Origin of the sequence: Mesorhizobium sp. M0437, assembly GCF_040321335.1 — a bacterium.
GTDB lineage: Bacteria > Pseudomonadota > Alphaproteobacteria > Rhizobiales > Rhizobiaceae > Mesorhizobium.
In genome coordinates, this window is sequence record NZ_JAMYRK010000020.1 from 73,822 (window position 1) to 95,247 (window position 21,426).

The window sequence follows — 21,426 nt, forward strand, 5'->3', positions numbered from 1 at the left end:
TCCAACGGGCAAGGGCAATGAACAAGATAGACAGTAATACTGTCGCATTGAAGCGTAAAATATTGCGCCACATACGGACGAATCTACGCAAAATTGGAGAAGAGTCCGGAACTTCCGCGGTCGAGTTCGCCCTGCTTTCCCCAATCTTTATCCTTCTTTTGCTCGGAATGGTTGCATATGGTATCTATTTTGGTGCAAGCAACTCCTTGCAGCAAATCGCCGCCGATGCCGCCCGCACTGCAATTGCCGGATTGAATCAAACCGAGCGCCAGGCGCTGGTGGCGAGTTTCGTCAAAAACAATGCCAGTGGATACCCGTTTGTCGATTCCGGCAAGCTGACCTATCAGGCAACGGACAGCACGGCCGACGGAAATCAGTTCGTCGTGTCGATCCAGTACGATGCCAGCAACCTGCCGATCTGGAACCTATTACCAAGCCTTGCGATGCCGCAAACCACGATGTCGCGCAGATCTACCATCAGGATTGGAGGCATTTGAAATGTCGCAGTTCTTGCTGAGGAGCATCGGGCGGATCGCTCGCTCGATGGTTGGCGACAAGAAGGCGAACTTTGCCGTCATGACGGCGCTGACAGCGCCATTCGCGCTGGGGCTGGCTGCCTTCGCTGTCGACGAAGGTTCGATCTACACGGAGCGCAGGGAAGCCCAGGCGATGACCGATCTGGCGGCGATCACCGCGGCGTCGAACATCAACAATTTGGAAGCCGCGGCGGTAACCACGCTCAGTGACAACCGAATGCCCGGCATCATTGTTCAAAAGGCAGGTCAGACAATCGTTCCCACGGTTGGCAAAACCGTCGTGTCGGTCACCGGCGGCCGATACTCAGCGGCGTCCTCCGTTGGTGTCGACAAGCGCTTCGAAGCCGGCAAAACGCCTTACAACGCCGTTCGCGTCACTCTGCGAAAAATCCCCGCCCGGTATTTCGCCAGTTCGCTCATCCCTACTCCGGTTGTCGGCACCGAAGCCATTGCCAGCGTGACCCCGCAAGCGATGTTCTCGGTCGGGTCCAGGCTCCTCAGCGTCAATGGCGGCATCCTCAACGCGCTTCTCAGCAAGTTGCTGGGCGCTAACATTTCGCTCAGCGTCATGGACTACAACGCGCTGATCTCGGCCGATGTCAACGTGCTTTCGTTCGTCGATGCCCTTGCCATACAGTTGCAACTGACAGGTGTCAGCTATTCCGACGTTCTGGCGTCAAAAGCGACGGTAGGCCAGATCGCGACCGCCATGGCCAATGCGTCCGGATCGGGTAGCGCCAGCAAACTTGTGCTGCAGACGATCGCGTCGAGGGCCACCAACACGGTCAAGATACCCCTCAGTCATCTTATCGATCTTGGCTCGATCGGCAGGCTCGGTCTCGGACAAAAGTCTCCTGGCTTTTCCGTCGACGCAAGCGCGATGGGCATGCTGGGTGCCGCCGCCTCGCTGGCCAATGGCTCAAACCAGGTCCAGGTCGATCTCGGCGCCACTATTCCGGGACTTACCTCCACCACGCTCGCCATCGCCATCGGTGAACCGATGCAATATTCACCCTGGCTGGCCGTCGGGGAAAAAGGCACCGTGGTGCGCACCGCGCAGACACGAATCAAGCTGGTCACCACAGTGGGCATCGGCAATTCCAATCTGGGCGGCGGCATCAGTCTGCTGTCCGTCAACCTGCCTCTGCATGTCGAAGTCGCCTATGCGGAAGCCAAGCTAACCGACATCAGCTGCCCGACCGGCCGGCCGGATAGCATCAAGGTCTCGATCGCCGCGCAGCCTGGCGTGGCGTCGCTGCACCTTGCCGCCAGCGACGCCGACAACAACGCATCGGCCTTCGCCGATTTCAGCAATCCGCAATCGTTCTCCGATGCCACGATTGCCCAGGTAAGCGTGAAGCTTCTGCTGCTTACCCTCAATCTGCTCGATGTGAAGGGTTCGTCATCACTTGCCATCACCAACAACGATCCGACCCCATTGACGTTCGACAGCACCGATATCGCCAACAAGACGATAAAAACTGTCGCCACAAAAAACCTGACGCAATCACTCACGACATCGCTGGTCAGCGGCCTCTCGCTCTCGGTCAATGCACTGGGCCTCGGGCTGGACGTGACGGCCCTGCTCGGAACGGTTAAGCCGGCGGTTGTAACGGTTCTGAACGGCGTGACGGCGCCGGTCGACGAACTGGTCTATAACGTGCTTGCAGCTGTCGGCGTGCATGTCGGCGAGGCCGATGTGCGGGTTGTCGGCGCGACTTGCGGGCGCTCCGTGCTTGTTCAATGAGATGATGAAATAGAGCTCAGCCAATCCGGCCGAGGAAGCAGCCCAGCGGCGGCAGCGACAGCGTTCTTTCCTGCAAGACGCCGGCAGCACCGCCAAGATCTCTCGGCTCTATCGCTTCCAGATCCGTTGGCAATTGCCAGCCGGCCGGCTCGTCGGCGAAATTGAAGACACAGAGCAGCTTTTCGTCACCGCCTTCGCGAATGAAAGCCAGGACGTCGCCTTCGGCATCGAGGAACCGGATCGAGCCTCGAACCAGCGCCGGATGCTGCTTGCGCAAGGCCAGCATCGCCCGGTAGCTCGCCAGGACGGAGGTTTGCTCGCCGTCCTGGACGTCGACCGCCCGGTCACGATGGCTTGCCGGGACCGGAAGCCACGGCTTGCCCGTCGAAAAGCCGGCATTGTCGGCGCCAGCCTCCCAGACCATCGGCGTTCGGCACCCATCCCGCCCCTTGATCCCCGGCCAGAAGCGGATGCCGAAAGGATCACGCAAATCCTCGAACGCCAGTTCGACCTCCTCCAGCCCGAGTTCTTCGCCCTGGTAGAGGCAGATCGATCCGCGCAGGCAGGAAAGCAGCACGATCGAGAATTTCGCCACCCTGTCCGGATCGCCGCCCGGCCTTGTCCATCGACTGACATGGCGCACGACATCGTGGTTGGAGAACGCCCAGCAAACCCAGCCGTCGAACACCTTACTCTCGAAGGCCTCGACACAGCCACGCACATGAGACGCCGAGAATTGCGGGCCGAGCAGGTCGAAGGTGTAGGACATTTGGAGCTTGTCGCCACCGCCGGTATAGGCGGCGAGTGTCTGCAAGGAACGCGTTTCGTCGCCAATCTCGCCGACAGCGACGCGGCCTTCATATTCGTCAAGCAAGGCCCGGAAGCGCCTGAGGAAAGCAAGGTTTTCCGGCTGGCTCTTGTCGAACAGATGCTCCTGATAGAGATAGGGGCTGGTTGCCGTATTGGTGCCGGCGACGCTTTCCGCCAAAGGCGGGTTGCTGCGCAGCCAGCGGTCGTGGACGTAATAGTTGACCGTATCCATCCGGAAACCGTCGACGCCGCGCTCCAGCCAGAACCGCACCGTTTCCAGCAAGGCGTCCTGCACCTGCGGGTTGTGGAAATTCAGGTCCGGCTGCGAGGCGAGGAAATTGTGCAGGTAATATTGCCTGCGCGTTGCGTCCCATTCCCAAGCCGGGCCGCCGAAAAGCGACAGCCAGTTATTGGGGGCGGTGCCGTCGGGCTTCGCATCGGCCCAGACGTACCAGTCGGCCTTGGGGTTGTCGTGGCTCGTGCGGCTTTCGACGAACCATTCGTGCCGATCCGACGAATGCGACAAGACCTGATCGATGATCACCTTCAGGCCGAGCCGGTGCGCCTCTGCAATCAGTGCGTCGAAATCCTCTAATGTGCCGAACATCGGATCGACGGCGCAGTAATCCGAAACGTCATAACCCATATCGGCCATTGGCGACCTGAAAAAAGGCGAGAGCCAGACGGCGTCGACACCCAGCGATGCGACATGGGCCAGCCTCGAGGTGACGCCGCTGAGATCGCCGCTGCCGTCGCCTGTCGTGTCCTGGAAGGAGCGCGGGTAGATCTGGTAGATGACGCAGCCGCGCCACCATTCGGTATTGTCAGCCATCGTGGCTCTCCCCTGCGCCCGCCCGCGCGGGCCTGCGTTCGATCATGAACATGACTGTTCGCCCAGGCACCGGCCGTGAGATGTCGCCAGTATCCGTTTCGATGGCTGGGCGCCAATGAAAACCCGCCCGTTCCGGCAGCGTGAACATGCAGGCCCGGCGATCGCCATTGATGACCACCGCAAGGCGACTGTTCTCACCGCTACCAAGAACCATGACCAGCCGGTGCCGCCTGGCATCGTGCCAGGCTGCCTCGTCGAGCGGCACGCCGGTTTCCGTCAGCCAGGCTACGTCTGGGATTTCCGAACCCGCAGGCTGTTCTCCGGTCAGGAACATCGTGTCCAAGAGCGCCGACACGACACGACGCATCCTGGCGAGCAGAGCCGTATGGTGCTCGAGCGCCAGGTCGCGCCCGGCCCAGTCGAGCCAGGTGATGTCATTGTCCTGCGCGTAGGCGTTGTTGTTGCCGCGCTGCGTGCGGCCGAACTCGTCGCCGGCCGTCAGCATGATCGTGCCGCGCGAGGCAAAGAGCGTCGCCAGCAGCGCGCGCTTGTCATCGAAACGGGCCGTAACAATTGATTGGTCGCCGGTCTCGCCCTCGACGCCATTGTTCCAGGACAGGTTGTCGTCGTGACCATCGCGGTTCTGTTCGCCATTGGCCTCGTTGTGCTTGTGCTCATAGGCGACGATATCGGCCAGCGTCATGCCGTCATGCGCGGCGATGAAATTGACGCTGCGGCTCGTTGTCTGGTCTGCTTTGGTAAAGACGTCGGACGAACCCGCAAGCCGGGTCGCCAGCGCACCGATCATGCCGCCGTCGCCGCGCCAGAAGCGGCGGATATCGTCGCGGTATTTGTCGTTCCATTCGAGGAAGGGCGGCGGAAAATTGCCGAGCTGATAGCCATCCGGTCCGATATCCCACGGCTCGGCGATCAGCACCCGGTCGCCAAGAACAGGGTCGTTGCGAATGGCGTTCAGCAGCGGCGCATCGGCGTCGAAAACGCCGGCGACGCGGCCGAGGATCGGCGCCAGGTCGAAGCGGAATCCGTCGACACCGGCGCGCTGGACAAAGTGGCGAAGCGTGTCGAGGACCATTTCCCGGACGACCGGATGCTCGCAGGCGAGCGTATTGCCGGTTCCGGTGTCATTGACCAGAGCGCCGTCGGCCTCGTGCCGGTAGTAGGCGCGACTGTCGAGGCCGCGCAGCGACAATGTCGGGCCGAGCCGGTCGCTTTCGCCGGTGTGGTTGAACACCAGGTCGAGAATGGTGCCGATGCCGGCCTCGCGCAGCGCGGCGACCGTTCCGCGCAACTCGGCCAGACCGCCGGGCGCCAGCCGCGGATCGAGCGCCATGAAGGTCACGGGATTATAACCCCAGGCGTTGCGCAGATCGAGCGGCGGTAAATGCCGTTCGTCGATCGATGCAGTCACCGGCATCAACTCAATGGCTGCCACGCCGAGTTTTTGCAGATGCTCGACAACGAGGGGGTGAGCAAGCGCTGCAATGGTGCCGCGTTGCTTCTCGGGAATGTCGGGATGCAGCTTTGTGAAGGCGCGTACCGGCACTTCGTAGATAAGGCCGCCGGGCCGAAACAGCGGCGGCAAGGCGGACAAGGGTTCCGGCAAGGCGCCGGCGATGGCTTTCGGCATCAGCGGCGCCGTGTCGGCCCCCTCGCCCCGGCGCGTGGCGAGCCGGCCGTCATAGGCATAGGGCCTGTCGATCTCGACGGCATAGGGATCGGCCAGCAGCTTGTCGGGATCGAACCAGAGACCGTGTTCCGGCGCGTAGTCGCCATCGGCGCGGAACCCGTATCGGGTCCCGGCGGCGAGACCGGCAACAAAAAGTGCATGGACGCCCTCGTCTTCCGACTGGAGTTCCAGCCGGTCGACTTCGCGGTTGCCGTGTTCGTCGAAAATCGAAACCCAGATGCGCCGAGCCGACGAGGACCATGCGGCGAAGCGGATACCGCCCTCCCCGGCAAGCCCGCCAAATCGCGGACGATAGCCGGCGGATAGTCCCGACGACATCAGGTGATGACGCTCGGCTTGGCGCGGCCCGTATGGCTGCGAATCCCGGCAATGTCGTCGGCCGCCGCGATCAGATCGGCAAGCGCCTCCTGGGTGTCGAGATCGTGGCGGTTCTTGTCCGGCTCGTAGCGCTCGACATAAAGCCGCAGCGTCGCGCCCGAGGTACCGGTGCCGGACAGGCGGAAGACGACGCGTGAGCCGCCTTCGAACAGCACCCTGATGCCCTGTTTCCTGCTGACCGAGCCATCGACCGGATCGTGATAGGCGAAATCATCGGCGCTGGCGATCGTCATGCCGCGCACGCGGGTGCCAGGCAGCGAGCCGAGCTTGGCGCGCAACTCGCCGACAAGCGCGTTGGCACGATCGGTCTCGACCTCCTCGTAGTCGTGGCGCGAATAATAGTTACGGCCATAGGCCGTCCAATGCTGGGTGACGATCTGCTTGGCGCTTTCGCCGCGAACGGCAAGGATGTTGAGCCATAAAAGCACAGCCCACAGGCCGTCCTTTTCGCGGACATGGTTGGAGCCGGTCCCCGCACTCTCCTCGCCACAGATCGTTGCCATGCCGGCATCGAGCAGATTGCCGAAAAATTTCCAGCCGGTCGGCGTCTCGTAGATGCCGATGCCGAGCTTTTCGGCGACCCGGTCGGCAGCACCGCTGGTCGGCATCGAGCGGGCGATGCCTTTCAGCCCGGCCTTGTAGCCCGGTGCCAGATGGGCGTTGGCGGCGAGCATCGCCACCGAATCCGACGGGGTGATGAAAATTCCCTTGCCGATAATCAGGTTGCGGTCGCCGTCGCCATCCGAGGCGGCGCCAAAGTCTGGCGCATCCGGCCCCATCATCTCGTCGTAGAGGTGTTTTGCGTGCACCAGATTGGGATCGGGATGATGGCCGCCGAAATCCGGCAGCGGAATGAAATTGCGGGCGGTGCCGTTGGGCGCGCCGAGCCGGTTTTCGAGGATCTCCTTGGCATAGGGGCCGGTCACCGCATGCATGGCGTCGAAGCGCATGCGGAAGCCCGACCTGAACAGCGCCCGCAATGCGTCGAAATCGAACAGGCTTTCCATCAGTTCGGCATAGTCGGCGACAGGATCGATGATTTCGACGGTCATGTCCCCCGTCTTGACCGTGCCGATCGTGTCGATGTCGACCTGCCCGATATCGGCGATCTTGAAGCTTGAAATCGCCTTGGTTTTTTCGAAGATCGCATCGGTCAGCTTTTCCGGCGCCGGGCCGCCATTGCCGGCATTGTACTTGATGCCGAAATCCTCATGCGGGCCACCCGGATTGTGGCTGGCCGACAGGATGATGCCGCCAAAGGTCTTGTATTTGCGGATGACATGCGAAGCGGCCGGCGTCGACAAGATGCCGCCCTGCCCGACCATCACCTTGCCGAAGCCGTTTGCCGCGGCCATGGCGATGGCCTTCTGGATGACCTCGCGGTTATAGAAGCGGCCGTCGCCGCCGATCACCAGGGTTTTGCCCTCGAACCCGTCCAGCGCGTCGAAGATCGACTGGATGAAGTTCTCGGCATAGTGCTCCTGCTGGAACACGGGGACCTTTTTACGCAGCCCGGACGTGCCGGGCTTCTGGTCGGGATAGGGTTTGGTGGCGACGGTGCGGATCATCAGTCAGGCAGCCCTTTTCGAAAGCAGCAAGCGATAGTGTTGGACATATTTTTCGGCGCTTTTGTCCCACGAAACGTCGGCCTTCATGCCTTGCCGCTGCATCGACGTCCACACTGCGGGATTGGCATGCGCCTCGACAAGGCGGCGGACGGCGTGCAGCAAGGCGCCGGCATTGGCGGGCGCAAACTGGAAACCGGTCGCCACGCCGGCAGAGATGGCGGCTTCGTTGGCATCGATGATCGTGTCGGCAAGGCCGCCGGTGCGCGCGACGACCGGCACGCAGCCATAGCGCAGGCCGTAAAGCTGTGTCAGCCCGCAAGGTTCGAAGCGCGATGGGATAATGATTGCGTCGCAGCCGCCCTGCATGGTGTGGGAGAGTCCCTCGTCATAGCCGACGACGACGCCGATGCGGCCGCGATGGCGGGCTGCGGCGGCAAGCAACGCGCCTTCCAGCCCAGCGTCGCCGGAGCCGAGGATCGCCAGCCGTGCACCTCTTGCAACGATGCCGTCGATGGCCGCAGCCAGTATGTCCATGCCCTTTTGCCAGGTCAGCCGGCTGACGACGCAGACGATCGGGCTGTCATCGCGATCGAGGCTGAAACGGTCCTCGACCGCGGCCTTGTTGGGCATTCGCGCCTTGAGCGTCTTTGCGGTGTAGTTGGAGACCAGATGCTTGTCGGTTTCCGGGTTCCAGATCTCGGTATCGATGCCGTTGACGATGCCATGGAGATCGACGGAGCGCATGTTGATCAGGCCGTCGAGGCCCATGCCGAATTCGGGCAAGCGGATTTCCTGCGCATAGGTCGGGCTGACCGTGGTGATCGCCCACGCCGCCTGCAGGCCGGCCTTGAGGAAGCCGACGCCGCCGTAATATTCGACGCCGTCGAGCGCCATCGCCGCCGCCGGCAGGCCAAGCTCGCCAAAAATGCCGGCGCCGAACTGGCCTTGGAAGGCTAGGTTGTGCACGGTGATCATCGACGGCGTGCCGACCGCCTTGCCGTAGCGCATGTAGGCAAGCGTCATTGCCGACTGCCAGTCATGGGCATGGACGATATCGGGCAGGTAGCCCGAGATCGCGCCGCCGGCAATATCACCGCCTACCTGGCTCAAGGCCGCGAACCGCCGCCAATTGTCCGGCCAGTCGGCGCCTGTCGCGTTGCCGTATGGGCCGCCGGGACGGTCGAAAAGATGCGGCGCGTCAAGCACGAACAGGTCGAGCCCGGCGATCTGGGCGGCATACACCGAAGCCTTGCCGCCCTGCAGCAATGGATATTGCTGAACCGGCTTCTTTTTCCTGAAGGCGCCCATCACCTGAGGATAGCCGGGGACGAGCGTGCGCATGGTGACGCCCTTGCCGGCCAATGCCACGGGCAAGGCGCCGGTCACGTCGGCGAGCCCGCCCGTCTTGACCAGCGGAAAGATCTCGGGCGCCACCGACAGAACCTGCATGCACTACGATCCCAGCCTGTTGATCATGTCCTGCGTGACGAGGCAGATGCCTTTTTCCGAAACGCGGAAACGCTTGGCGTCGAGGACGGGATCCTCGCCGACCACCAGACCCTCCGGGATCCTGACGCCGTGATCGATGACCACGCGCTTCAACCTGGCGTTGCGGCCGACATGGACGTCCGGCAGCATGACGACCTCCTCCAGCGTCGAATAGGAATTGATGCGCGCGCCGGTGAAGATCAGGCTTCGCTTCAGCGAAGCGCCCGAAACGATGCAATCGCCCGACACGAGAGACGACACGGCCGACCCGCGGCGGCCATCCTCGTCATGCACGAATTTTGCCGGCGGCTTCAACTCGGCATAGGTCCAGATCGGCCAATCGCGGTCGTAAAGGTCGAGTTCCGGCGTGATGTCGGTCAGGTCGATATTGGCCTCCCAATAGGCGTCGACCGTGCCGACGTCGCGCCAATAGGCCTCGTTCTCGGCGGTCGAGCGCACGCAGGATTTGGCAAAACGATGGGCGATCGCCTTTCCGTGCTCGACGATGTAGGGGATGATGTCCTTGCCGAAGTCCCGGCTCGAGCCGGGCTCCGCCGCATCGCGACGCAATTGCTCCATCAGGAATTTGGTCTTGAACACATAGATGCCCATCGAGGCCAGCGCGAAATCCGGTTTGTCGGGAATGCCCGGCGGATCGGCGGGCTTTTCGATGAAGGAGATGATGGTGTCCTTGGGATCGACATGCATGACGCCGAAGCCGGTGGCTTCCATGCGTGGCACTTCGAGGCAGCCGACGGTGACGTCGGCGCCGGCCTCGACATGCTGGCGCAGCATCATTTCGTAGTCCATCTTGTAGATGTGGTCGCCGGCCAGGATGACCATGTATTCCGGCCCGTAGGCCTCGATGATGTCGATGTTCTGGTAAACGGCGTCGGCGGTGCCCTCATACCATTGCGTTTCCGATACACGCTGGCTGGCAGGCAGGATGTCGAAACTCTCGTTGCGCTCGGGCCGCAGGAAGTTCCAGCCGCGCTGCAGATGGCGGATCAGCGAATGCGCCTTGTACTGGGTGGCGACGCCGAGGCGGCGGATACCGGAATTGAGCGCATTGGACAGCGCGAAATCGATGATGCGGGTCTTGCCGCCAAAATAGACCGCCGGCTTGGCGCGGCGGTCGGTCAGTTCCTTGAGCCGGCTACCACGGCCGCCTGCCAGCACATAAGCCATGGCGTCGCGTGCCAGCGGCTGTGTTCGTTTTATTTCAGCCATTCCTATCCTCCCAGGTTAGATGCTCCAGACATAGCTCAGTCCGGGACGAATTCGAGCATGATCGTCGACAGCGGCGGCAAAAGCATCGTCGCCGAAATCCCTCCCCCTTCCGCCCGAGCCTCGATGACGCCGCTATTGCCCTTGCCGGAACCGCCATAATCCGTGGCATCGGTGTTGATGATCTCGCGCCATTTTCCGGCCTGCGGCAACGGCACGCGGTAATTGTCGCGCGGCACCGGCGTGAAGTTGGAAATGACGGCGACCGGGTTGCCGCCCGGCGCGCTGCGCAGCCAGGCAAAGACCGAGTTCGCGCTGTCGTCGACGATCAGCCAGGAAAAGCCCTCCGGCTCGCAGTCGCGGGCATGCAGCGCGGGGCGCGAGCGGTAGAGATAGTTGAGATCGCGCACCGTCTGCCAGACGCCACGGTGGAACCGGAAATCGAGCAGGTTCCAGTCGAGCGCGCGCGCCTCGCTCCACTCGCGGCGCTGTGCGAACTCCTGGCCCATGAACAACAGCTTCTTGCCAGGATAACCCCACATGAAGGCGTAGTAGGCCCGCAGCGTCGCGAATTTCTGCCAGTCGTCGCCGGCCATCTTGTTGAGCAGCGTGCCTTTGCCGTGCACCACCTCGTCATGGGACAGCGGCAGCACAAAATTCTCGCTGAAAGCGTAGACCAGGCCGAAGGTGATGTCGTTGTGGTGATGCTTGCGGAAGATCGGCTCCTTGGAGAAATACTCCAAAGTGTCATGCATGAAACCCATGTTCCACTTGAAACCGAAGCCCAGTCCGCCTTCATGCACCGGCTGCGAGACTTTCGGCCACGAGGTCGATTCCTCGGCGATGGTCATCACACCTGGATGGTGGCCGTAGACCTCCTTGTTCATCCGCTGCAGGAAGCTGACCGCTTCGAGGTTCTCTCGCCCGCCCTTCTCGTTGGGAATCCATTCACCGGCCTTGCGCGAATAATCGAGATAAAGCATCGAGGCGACCGCATCGACGCGCAGTCCGTCGACGTGATATTTCTCGGCCCAGAACAGCGCATTGTTGACCAGGAACGAAATCACTTCGCGACGGCCGAAATTGTAGATCGCTGTGTTCCAGTCGGGATGGAAGCCCTTGCGCGGATCGGCATGTTCGTAGAGCGCGGTACCGTCGAACTTTGCCAGACCGTGTTCGTCAACCGGGAAATGCGCCGGCACCCAGTCAAGGATGACGCCGATGCCTGCACGGTGGGCGCCGTCGACGAAGCGGGCAAAACCGTCCGGATCGCCAAAGCGGGCAGTCGGCGCATAAAGACCCGTCGTCTGGTAGCCCCAGGACGGGTCATAAGGGTGTTCGGAGATCGGCATGAATTCGATGTGGGTAAAACCGGTCTCGACCACGTAAGGGATCAGCCTGTCGGCGAGCTCATCCCACGACAGGAAGCTGCCGTCGTCGTGAAGCCGCCATGACCCGGCATGGACCTCGTAGATCGATACGGCTTCGCGCCTGTGGTCGGCATTGCGCCAGTAGTTCCGGTGCGCCTCGTCACCCCATTCATGCGCCGGCGGCAGTGCCGTAACCGAGGCGGTGGCCGGGCGCAGTTCGGACTTGAAGGCAAACGGATCGGCTTTGAGCGGCAATCTCACGCCATCCGGCCCGATGATTTCATACTTATACGGGCGGCCAGCGCCGATGTCGGGAATGAACAGCTCCCAGATGCCGGTGTCGCGGCGGACGCGCATGGTATGCCTGCGGCCGTCCCACTCGTTGAAGTCGCCGACCACCGAGACACGCCTTGCATTGGGCGCCCACACCGCAAAATGCACACCCGATGCACCTTCATGGTCGATGAGATGGGCGCCGAGCTTGTCGAACAGCCTGAGATGCGACCCTTCGGCGATGTAATAATCGTCCAGCGGGCCGAGCACGGGACCGAAGGAATATGGATCGGTCAGCCACCAGTCACCGCCGGAATTCCTGGCGTGATAGCGCAGCGGCTGGCGTTTGCGCAGCGACAGTTTGCCTTCGAAGAAACCGCGGTCGTCGTGTCTCGACAGCTCGCCGGCCTTCTTGCCGGTCAGCGTATAGGCGGTGACGAACTCGGCATGAGGGACGAAGCAGCGGGCGACAAAGCCCTTTCCCGCCTCATGCACGCCAAGCACGGCAAACGGATCGCCGTGCGTGCCGGCGACAATCGCCGCGACATCGCCGGCTGGCGCCAGTCCGTCCGGCCCGTTTGTCGCAACGGTCGCGCGCGGCTTGCTCATCAGGCAGTGACCCTCCCCGGGCACCAAGTGTATGTTTCTAGTGGAGTTTTGAATTCGACATTCGCCATGCCGCCTTACCCTCCAAGGGATGCGAGGGTCAAATCACTCCACTAGGGCCACATTGTTCGTAGTCTCATGCAATCACATCAGGCGGGCACGTGCCAGATGTCTTTCGCATATTGGCGGATCGTGCGGTCGGACGAGAACCAGCCGACGCGCGCGACATTGCGGATGGCTCTGGCGTACCAGTCCGGGCTGTTGCGCCAGACGGCATCGACGTCGCGCTGGGTGGCGGCGTAGGCATCGAAATCCGCGGCGACCATGAACCAGTCGCTCTGGTAAAGACCGTTGATCAGGTCGCGATAACGGTCCGGATCATCAGGTGAAAAAACCCCGGATGAAACCGCGGCCAGCGCCTGCGCCAATTCAGGCGATCCCTCGATCACAGCGCGCGGATCGTAACCATTGTTGCGCCGCTCGGCGACCTCATCGGTGGTCAGGCCGAAGATGAAGATATTATCGTCGCCCACGCATTCCTTGATCTCGACATTGGCGCCGTCGAGCGTGCCGATGGTCAGCGCGCCGTTCAGCGCGAACTTCATGTTGCCGGTGCCGGACGCTTCCATGCCGGCGGTCGATATCTGCTCCGACAGATCGGCGGCCGGCATCATGATCTCGGCCAGGCTGACATTGTAGTTCGGCACGAATACCACTTTCAGCAAGCCGCGTACCGCCGGGTCGCGGTTGATGACTCGGGCGACGTCATTGGCAAGTTTGATGATCAGCTTGGCGTTGTGATAGCTGGGCGCCGCCTTGCCGCCAAAGAATTTGACGCGAGGCATCCAGTCGCGCTCCGGATGCGAGCGGATCTGGTCGTAAAGCGCGACCGCTTCGAGAATGTTCAAGAGCTGGCGCTTGTATTCGTGGATGCGCTTGACCTGGATGTCGAACAGCGCCGACGGGTCGACCTTGATGCCGAGCCGGTCTGCAACGAGATTGGCAAGCCTCGTCTTGTTCGCCCGTTTGACGGCGGCGAACTTGTCGCGGAAGGCGGCGTCCTCGGCAAGAGGATCAAGCCGGTTTATCTCGTCGATGTCGTCGAGGAAGCCGTCGCCAATCGCCTCTCGGGTGAGTGCAGTGAGGCCGGGATTGCACTGTATCAGCCAGCGCCGCGGTGTGATCCCGTTGGTCTTGTTGTTGATGCGATCCGGGTAGAGCCTGTGGAGGTCGGCAAACACCGTCTCCTTCATCAATTCCGTATGCAGTGCCGACACGCCGTTGATAGAGTGCGAGCCGACAAAGGCCAGATTGCCCATACGCACGCGGCGATCGCCATTTTCCTGGATCAGCGAGATGCGGCTGATCTGCTCGTCCGAGAACTGGTCGGAGGCGCGCGCCTCGAGCAGCACCTCGGCGTTGATGGCGTAGACGATCTGCATGTGGCGCGGCAACAGCCGCTCGAACAGCGGCACGGGCCAGCTTTCCAGCGCTTCGGGAAGGAGCGTGTGGTTGGTGTAGCCGAAAGTGCGCTTGGTGATGCTCCAGGCCTGGTCGAAATCCATGCCATGGACATCCATCAACAGGCGCATCAACTCGGGGACGGCGATGGCCGGATGGGTGTCGTTAAGATGGATCGCCGCCTTGTCGGGCAGCGATTGCAGGTCGCCATACTGGCTGAGATGACGCTGGACGATGTCCTGCAGCGAGGCGGTGGAGAAGAAATACTCCTGCCTGAGCCGCAACTCCTGGCCGGCCTTGTGGGAATCGGCCGGGTAAAGGACGCGCGACAACGCATCGGCCTTGTTGCTTTCGGCGAGCGCACCGATGTGATCGCCGGCATTGAACTTGTCGAGCAGGATCGGGTCGACCGGCATGCCGGACCACAGACGCAGCGTGTTGACGCGGTTGGCCCGCCAGCCAACCACTGGCGTATCGTAAGCGACGGCCAGAACATGTTCCGTCGGCTTCCAGACGTGGCGCTCGAGCCTGCCGTCCTTCGACGTGACCGATTCCACCGAGCCGCCGAAGCCGACCTCGAAGGAGCGTTCGCGGCGCTCGAACTCCCAGGGATTGCCGTGATCGAGCCACGTCTCGGGCAGCTCCACCTGCCAGCCGTCATGGACCTCCTGCCGGAACATGCCGTTGGCGTAGCGGATGCCGTAGCCATGCGCGGGTATATTGACGGTCGCCATGCTTTCCATGAAGCAGGCGGCGAGCCGGCCAAGCCCGCCATTACCAAGGGCAGCGTCCGGTTCGAGCGCTGCAATGATGTCGAGGTCGACGCCAAGCGACGAAAGCGCCTCGCGCATATTGTCCATCAGGCCGAGATTGGAAAAGGCATCGCGCATCAGGCGGCCGATGAGGAATTCCAGCGACAGGTAATAGACGCGCTTTTCCTGCTGGGCGTAGGCCTCTTGGGTCGCCTGCATCCAGTGATCGACTATGCGGTCGCGTACAACCTTGATCGAGGCGGTGAGCCAATCGTACTGGGTTGCAACGTTGGTGCCCTTGCCGAGCCTGTATTTGAGGGCTTGCAAGACTTCCTCGGCGAGCGTCTTGGGATCCGGGTTTTTGAGCGTGGGCAGAGGAGCTTCGGTTGTCATCGCGCGCGTCATGCTGCCTCTCGTGACGTTGCCAGGATCATGCGGCTTTCACCATCTCTGCCAATGCTAGTGCATCCCACCGGATGTTCAATCGATTCAGGTGATCGCAAGCCGGGTTGCCCTGCGGCAATTTGGCATTTGGAAACAGCGCGTTTGGGACCCTTGGCGATGGGCCTCAAGTTCTTGCTCAAGCCGCCAGCGCCGCTTCCGGCGGCACCTTGGCGCCCGTCATGAAGGCGACCGCGTCGGACATCGTATACTGCTTCGGATCGATGACGCACAGGCGACGGCCGAGCCGGTGAATGTGGATGCGGTCCGCCACCTCGAAGACATGCGGCATGTTGTGTGAAATCAGCACGATCGGCAGGCCTCGCTTCTTCACGTCGAGGATCAGTTCGAGGACGCGGCGGCTCTCTTTGACGCCAAGTGCCGCCGTCGGCTCATCCATGATCACCACCCGGCTGCCAAAGGCGGCGGCGCGCGCCACCGCCACGCCCTGACGCTGGCCGCCGGAAAGCGTTTCCACGGCCTGGCTGATGTTCTGGATGGTCATCAGGCCAAGCTCCGTGAGCTTGTCGCGGGCGCGCTTTTCCATCGCCGGGCGGTCGAGCATGCGCAGCCATTCGCCGAGGAACCCCGGCTTGCGGATCTCCCGGCCGAGGAACATGTTGTCGGCGATGGACAGCGCCGGCGACAGAGCTAGGTTCTGATAGACTGTTTCGATGCCGGCCTCCCGTGCCTCCATCGGCGACTTGAACGCAACGGGCTTGCCTTCAAGTCGTATCTCACCTTCGTCGGGCACGACCGCGCCGGAAATCGCCTTGATAAGCGACGACTTGCCGGCGCCGTTGTCGCCAATGACGGCAAGGATTTCGCCCGGATAGAGGTCGAAATCGGCGTTGTCGAGGGCGGTGACGCGGCCATAGCGCTTGACCAGACCGCGCGCGATGAGGATGGGTTCCTGGGTCATGGCTATGCCGAAACCTTTCTGATCCATTGATCGATCGCCACGGCGCCGATGATCAGCACGCCGGTGAGCAGCACCTTCCACTGCGGATCGGCGCCCAGCATGTTGAGGCCCATCGAGACGACGCCGACGATCATGGCGCCGAACAGCGTGCCGAGGATCGAGCCGCGCCCGCCGAACAGAGAAATACCGCCGATCACCGTCGCGGTGATGGCCTGAAGATTGTAGTCGGTGACAGCGGCGGAAGGAGAGATCGAGCCATTGCGGCCGATGGAGACCCAGGCTGCGAAGGCGGCGATCAGCCCGGCAAGGGCATAGACGGTCATCAGCACCTTCTTCGTCTGGATGCCCGACAGTTTCGCAGCCTCCTGATCGTCGCCGACCGCGTAGACATGGCGGCCCCATGCGGTGTGGTTGAGCACGTACCAGAGGACCAACACGAGAACGACCATGGCAATGACGCCAAGCGTCAGCACCGCCGTGCCGACCTTAAAGCTCAGGGCAAACAGGTGCAGCAGAGGCGCCTGGACGTCGACGTCGGTGTCGCGGATCGTCTCATTGGCCGAATAGATGAAGTTGGTGGCCATGACAATGTTCCAGGTGCCGAGCGTCACGATGAAGGGCGGCAGCTTCATGTAGGCGACCAGCACACCGTTGAGCAGGCCGCACGCGCCACCGGCGAGAAGCCCGATCGCCACCGCGAGCACGGCCGGCATACCGTAGCTGACCGCGCAATTGCCCATGATCACAGCCGAAATCACCATGATCACGCCAATCGACAGGTCGATGCCGGCAGTCAGGATCACCAGCGTCTGTGCGGCGCCCAGAATGCCGACAATGGCGATCTGCTGAAGGATCAGCGTCAGCGTATAGGATGAAAAAAAACGCCCGCCGATGGTGATACCAAAAATAATGATAGCCAGAACCAACACGATAAGCGGCACCGCTGCCGGCGTGGAATGCAGGAAATGCTGGGCACGCTTGACGGCCGATTTATGGTCGTCGAACGCGGCGACGCTTGTGTCGCTGCTCGATAGAACTTTTTCGAATTCTTGTGCTTGAGCCATGTTTCCTCCCCTGGGCTTCGGCCAACCGCCAACGCCATCCACGCCTTCCGGTCTGCCGCCGGCACTATTTGCGTTTAGATCGGCACATCGTCCACCCGGAGCGGCCGGGGATCAAGCCCCGGCCGATCGCGATCTGTTGCCGGTCAGGCCAGGCTCAACCCCAGCACTTGGCGAGGCCTTCCTTGGTGTCGATGGACTTCACACCGTTGGCGGGCTTGTCGGTGACAAGATTGACGCCGGTATCGAAGAAGTTCTTGCCTTCGGTCGGCTTCGGCTTCGTCCCGTCCTTGGCGAAAGTGGCGATCGCCTCGATGCCGAGCGCCGCCATTTGCAGCGGATATTGCTGCGAGGTAGCGCCGATCACGCCTTCGGTCACCGATTTCACGCCGGGGCAGCCACCGTCGACCGAGACGATCAGCACCTGGCTTTCGAGACCGACGGCCTTCAGCGCCTGGTAGGCGCCGACAGCTGCGGGCTCGTTGATGGTGTGGATGACGTTGATGGTGTTATCCTTCTGCAGAAGGTTCTCCATCGCCTTGCGACCACCCTCTTCATTGCCGTTCGTCACGTCGTGGCCAACGATGCGCGGATCGTCCTCGTCGCCGATCTTGTTGGGGTCCTTCACGTCTATGCCGTAGCCCATCATGAAACCCTGGTCGCGCAGCACATCCACCGTGGGCTGCGACGGCGTCAGGTCGAGGAAGCCGATCTTGGCATCCTTGGCCTTATCGCCAAGCGTCGCGGCGGCCCATGCGCCGATCAGCTTGCCGGCTTCCAGATTGTCGGTCGCGAAGGTCGCGTCAGCCGCATCGATCGGATCAAGCGGGGTGTCGAGCGCGATCACCAACAGCCCGGCGTCCCGCGCTTTCTTCACGGTCGGCACGATACCCTTGGTGTCGGACGCGGTGATGAGGATACCCTTGGCCCCGTCGGCGATACAGCTCTCGATTGCAGCCACCTGGCTCTCGCTGTCGCCGTCGATCTTGCCGGCGTAAGTCTTGAGATCGACGCCAAGCTCCTTGGCCTTGGCCGCCGCACCTTCCTTCATCTTGACGAAGAAGGGATTGGTGTCGGTCTTGGTGATCAAGCAGGCGCCGACCCCGGCGGCCGATGCCGTCGACGCAAAGGCCATCAGGCTCAGTCCGGCCGCGGCAAACACGGTGGATTTCAACAGTTTTGACGTGGTCACGATTTTCCTCCCATGGAACCATTTAGGATGCCGGCCAACCGGCATCTGCAGCGCGTCCGACGAAATCTCCCAGTGTCGGCGCCGACCTCAAGAGACACCAGTCCGGCAGCACTGTCAATAATTAAATCACTCTTATTTATTATTGACAACGCAGGATTGTTCACTCACTCTAGACCAAAAGCATTGAGGGGAAACGACGGGAGGAACAGGGTGGAGACCGGCATTACGAGGCACGGCTCGCCCGATGCGGCCGAAAGCCGCCTGCACCGCGGCACCAATCAAAGCGGCATGCGGGACCACAATGAGCGGCTGGTGCTGTCGCTGGTGCGCCAGCACGGCAGCCTGGCCAAATCCGACATCGCACGTATGACCGGCCTTTCGGCGCAGACAGTGTCGGTCATCATGCGCGAGCTGGAGGAGGACGACCTGCTCGTCCGCCAGGCGCCGTTGCGCGGCAAGATCGGCCAGCCCTCGATACCCATGGCGCTCAATCCCGACGGCGCCTATTTCATCGGCCTGAAGATCGGCCGCCGCAGCGCCGAATTGGTGCTGATCGATTTCCTCGGCAGTGTGCGCTCGATGCTGCAGCATTCCTACCGCTATCCGGCGCCGCGCGAAACGGTGGAATTCGTCACAAGCGGCATGAAGAAGATGCGCGGCGAACTCACCCCGGCGCAGGATAAACGCATTGCCGGGCTTGGCATCGCCATGCCGTTCGAATTGTGGAACTGGGCCGACACCGCCGGCGCGCCGCGTGAAATCATGGACGAATGGCGCCATCGCGACATCCGCGCCGATATCCAGGCGCAATGCGAATTTCCAGTCTATCTGCAGAACGACGCCACCTCGGCCTGCGGCGCCGAGCTCGTGTTCGGCCACGCGGCGGGTGCGGCACGCGATTTCGTCTATTTCTATATCGGTGCCTTTGCCGGCGGCGGCATCGTGCTGAACGGCCGGTTGTTTGGTGGCCCAACCGGCAATGCCGGCGCGCTGGGCTCGATGCCGGTGCCAGGGCCGGACGGCAAGCCGACGCAGTTGATCGACGTGGCGTCGATCGCCATGCTGGAAAAGGCGCTCAACGCGCGCGGCATCGAGGCCTCGCATCTGTGGACATCACCGGGGGACTGGGGCGAGATCGGCGCCGAGCTTGACGAGTGGATCGCCAGCGCCTCGCAGGCGCTTGCCTATGCCATCGTTTCGGCCTCCTCCGTCATTGACTTCGATGCCGCGGTGATCGACGGATGGATGCCGCTTGCCGTGCGCAGGCGGCTTGTCGATGCCGTTATCCAGGCCATCGGCCGGATCGACGGCGAAGGCCTGAGGCTGCCGGCCGTTCGCGAGGGAACCGTCGGCATCCATGCGCGGGCGCTGGGTGGCGCCAGCCTGCCGCTGTCGGAGCGCTTCCTCATCGGCTCGACCACGATTTCCCGGAGCTTCTGAGCATGCTGATCGGCATCCCGGCGCTGCTCGGCCCCGAGCTTCTGGCGATATTGCGCGCCATGGGCCATGGCGACGAGATCGCCTTGGTCGACGGCAACTACCCGGCCGAGCAGCAGGCACAGCGGCTGGTCCGCGCCGACGGTCATCATCTCGTCCCCGTGCTCGATGCGGTATTGAGCGTATTGCCGGTCGACGACGCCGTGCCGCAGGCGCTGTTTCGCGCCTCGGCCAAAGGCGATCCCCTGCTCGGCGATCCGGTTCACCATGAGATGGAAGCGATCTGCGCCAGGCGTGCGCCGGGCCGCAAGGTGGTTGCGCTTGCCGGTGCCGACTTCTATGCACGGGTCAAGGCCGCGCACGCGATCGTCGCGACGAGCGAGCCGCGGCTCTACGCCAACATCATCATTCGCAAGGGCGTGATCTATCCGCCGGAAAGCAAGACTTCATGATCCTCTGCTGCGGCGAAGCCCTGATCGACATGCTGCCGCGGACCACGACGGAGGGCGAGCCGGCCTTTGCCCCCTATGTCGGCGGTGCCGTCTTCAACTCGGCCATTGCGCTAGGCCGGCTCGGCGCGCCCGCTGCCTTTTTCTCCGGCCTGTCGTCGGATCTGTTCGGCGGGCAGTTCAGGGAGGCGCTGGGGGCCAGCAAGGTCAGCTCGACCTATGCGCACACTTCGCCGCGGCCGACCACGCTCGCCTTCGTGCGGCTCACCAACGGCCAAGCGACCTACACATTCTATGACGAGAACACCGCCGGGCGCATGCTGACCATCGAGGACCTGCCGGAACTCGGCAGCGAGATCGAGGCCATGCTGTTCGGCGCCATCAGCCTGATCTCGGAGCCGGCCGGATCGGCCTATGAGGAGTTCATGCGGCGCGAACATGAGCGCCGCGTGATGATGCTCGACCCCAACATCCGGCCAAACTTCATTCCCGACAAGGCCAAGCACCTCAGGCGCATCCGCGGCATGATGGCGATGGCCGACATCGTGAAACTGTCGGACGAGGATTTGAACTGGTTCGGCGAAGCCGGCTCGCATGAAGACGTCGTCCGTAACTGGCTGGATCGCGGCCCAAAGCTGATCGTGGTCACCCACGGCAGCGAAGGCGCGGTCGGTTACAGCAGCCAGCACCGGGTCACCGTCGTGCCGGACAAGGTCGAGGTGGTCGATACGGTCGGCGCCGGCGACACATTCAATGCCGGCATTCTTGCCTCCTTGCACGAACAGGGTCTGCTGTCGAAGACGGCAATCGCCAGTTTGCCGGAAGACGCCATCCACAAGGCGCTGACGCTCGGTGCCAAGGCGGCGGCGGTGACGGTATCGCGGGCCGGCGCCAACCCGCCATGGCGGCATGAAATCGCTTGACCGGCTGGTGCGCAGCCCATGGACTGCTCACCGACGATCACTTTATGTTTCGTCCAGCCTGGCGGGCGGGATGCGAAGCCTGTATCAGGCCGGCCGAAGCCCGGATTTCCCCGCGTTTAAGAGGGCAGATCGGAAATCAGAGGTAACAGGCTGCGACACTTGAGCAATTCAGGTTTTTGCCCTGCGGCTTTCTCGGCCGTACCAAGTCTGCTACCAGCGGCCGGTTATCTGACTAAAACCGTTTG

General features: G+C 62.4%; 15 protein-coding genes. 5 read left to right on the forward strand and 10 right to left on the reverse strand.

Annotated elements, in window-relative coordinates:
• Window positions 1-17 precede the first annotated feature (17 nt).
• Together NKI72_RS15260 and NKI72_RS15265 are read left to right on the forward strand one after the other, a co-directional pair.
• Window positions 18-497 carry a TadE family protein gene (locus NKI72_RS15260; RefSeq protein WP_084641571.1) on the forward strand — a complete coding sequence of 160 codons (480 nt, stop codon included), beginning with the start codon at window positions 18-20 and terminating at the stop codon, window positions 495-497.
• Between the two features lies 1 nt (window position 498).
• On the forward strand, window positions 499-2,283 hold the full coding sequence (locus tag NKI72_RS15265) for a pilus assembly protein TadG-related protein (RefSeq protein ID WP_352850272.1): 1,785 nt from the start codon (window positions 499-501) through the stop codon (window positions 2,281-2,283).
• A 16-nt stretch (window positions 2,284-2,299) separates the two neighbouring features.
• Here NKI72_RS15265 and bglA read toward each other — a convergent pair whose 3' ends face one another.
• From bglA to NKI72_RS15315, 10 genes are all read right to left on the reverse strand, one after another.
• The gene (bglA, locus tag NKI72_RS15270) at window positions 2,300-3,925 is read right to left on the reverse strand and encodes a beta-galactosidase BglA (RefSeq protein ID WP_352850273.1); all 1,626 of its coding nucleotides are present in this window, start codon (window positions 3,923-3,925) and stop codon (window positions 2,300-2,302) included.
• Window positions 3,918-5,951, reverse strand: a complete 2,034-nt coding sequence (gene glgX / locus NKI72_RS15275; RefSeq protein WP_352850275.1) for a glycogen debranching protein GlgX — start codon at window positions 5,949-5,951, stop codon at window positions 3,918-3,920. The genes bglA and glgX overlap by 8 nt, the downstream gene beginning before the upstream one ends.
• Window positions 5,951-7,579, reverse strand: a complete 1,629-nt coding sequence (locus tag NKI72_RS15280; protein WP_352850276.1) for an alpha-D-glucose phosphate-specific phosphoglucomutase — start codon at window positions 7,577-7,579, stop codon at window positions 5,951-5,953. The genes glgX and NKI72_RS15280 overlap by 1 nt, the downstream gene beginning before the upstream one ends.
• A gap of 3 nt (window positions 7,580-7,582) precedes the next feature.
• Window positions 7,583-9,028 carry a glycogen synthase GlgA gene (gene glgA / locus NKI72_RS15285; RefSeq protein ID WP_352470956.1) on the reverse strand — a complete coding sequence of 482 codons (1,446 nt, stop codon included), beginning with the start codon at window positions 9,026-9,028 and terminating at the stop codon, window positions 7,583-7,585.
• A 3-nt stretch (window positions 9,029-9,031) separates the two neighbouring features.
• Entirely contained in the window at window positions 9,032-10,297 is a 1,266-nt protein-coding gene (gene glgC / locus NKI72_RS15290; protein ID WP_352490794.1) for a glucose-1-phosphate adenylyltransferase, read from the reverse strand.
• 35 nt (window positions 10,298-10,332) lie between these two features.
• Complete coding sequence (gene glgB / locus NKI72_RS15295; RefSeq protein WP_352850277.1) at window positions 10,333-12,546, reverse strand: 1,4-alpha-glucan branching protein GlgB; 2,214 nt, start codon at window positions 12,544-12,546, stop codon at window positions 10,333-10,335.
• A gap of 146 nt (window positions 12,547-12,692) precedes the next feature.
• Window positions 12,693-15,161, reverse strand: a complete 2,469-nt coding sequence (locus tag NKI72_RS15300; protein ID WP_352850278.1) for a glycogen/starch/alpha-glucan phosphorylase — start codon at window positions 15,159-15,161, stop codon at window positions 12,693-12,695.
• A gap of 175 nt (window positions 15,162-15,336) precedes the next feature.
• Window positions 15,337-16,119: an ATP-binding cassette domain-containing protein gene (locus tag NKI72_RS15305; RefSeq protein WP_352470952.1), complete on the reverse strand. Its 783-nt coding sequence runs from the start codon at window positions 16,117-16,119 to the stop codon at window positions 15,337-15,339.
• A gap of 2 nt (window positions 16,120-16,121) precedes the next feature.
• Complete coding sequence (locus NKI72_RS15310) at window positions 16,122-17,183, reverse strand: ABC transporter permease (protein ID WP_352503463.1); 1,062 nt, start codon at window positions 17,181-17,183, stop codon at window positions 16,122-16,124.
• 154 nt (window positions 17,184-17,337) lie between these two features.
• Window positions 17,338-18,315, reverse strand: a complete 978-nt coding sequence (locus NKI72_RS15315; RefSeq protein WP_502893787.1) for a sugar ABC transporter substrate-binding protein — start codon at window positions 18,313-18,315, stop codon at window positions 17,338-17,340.
• A gap of 267 nt (window positions 18,316-18,582) precedes the next feature.
• On the opposite strand from NKI72_RS15315, the gene NKI72_RS15320 reads away from it, so the two are divergent.
• The 3 genes from NKI72_RS15320 to NKI72_RS15330 are packed head-to-tail and all read left to right on the forward strand — an operon-like array spanning window position 18,583 to window position 21,181.
• A complete protein-coding gene (locus NKI72_RS15320) occupies window positions 18,583-19,812 on the forward strand; it encodes an ROK family transcriptional regulator (RefSeq protein ID WP_352850279.1) in 1,230 nt (409 codons plus the stop codon).
• 2 nt (window positions 19,813-19,814) lie between these two features.
• A complete protein-coding gene (locus NKI72_RS15325) occupies window positions 19,815-20,261 on the forward strand; it encodes an RbsD/FucU family protein (RefSeq protein WP_352850280.1) in 447 nt (148 codons plus the stop codon).
• Entirely contained in the window at window positions 20,258-21,181 is a 924-nt protein-coding gene (locus NKI72_RS15330) for a carbohydrate kinase family protein (RefSeq protein WP_352850281.1), read from the forward strand. Before NKI72_RS15325 ends, NKI72_RS15330 begins: the two co-directional genes overlap by 4 nt.
• The last annotated feature ends 245 nt before the right edge of the window (window positions 21,182-21,426 follow it).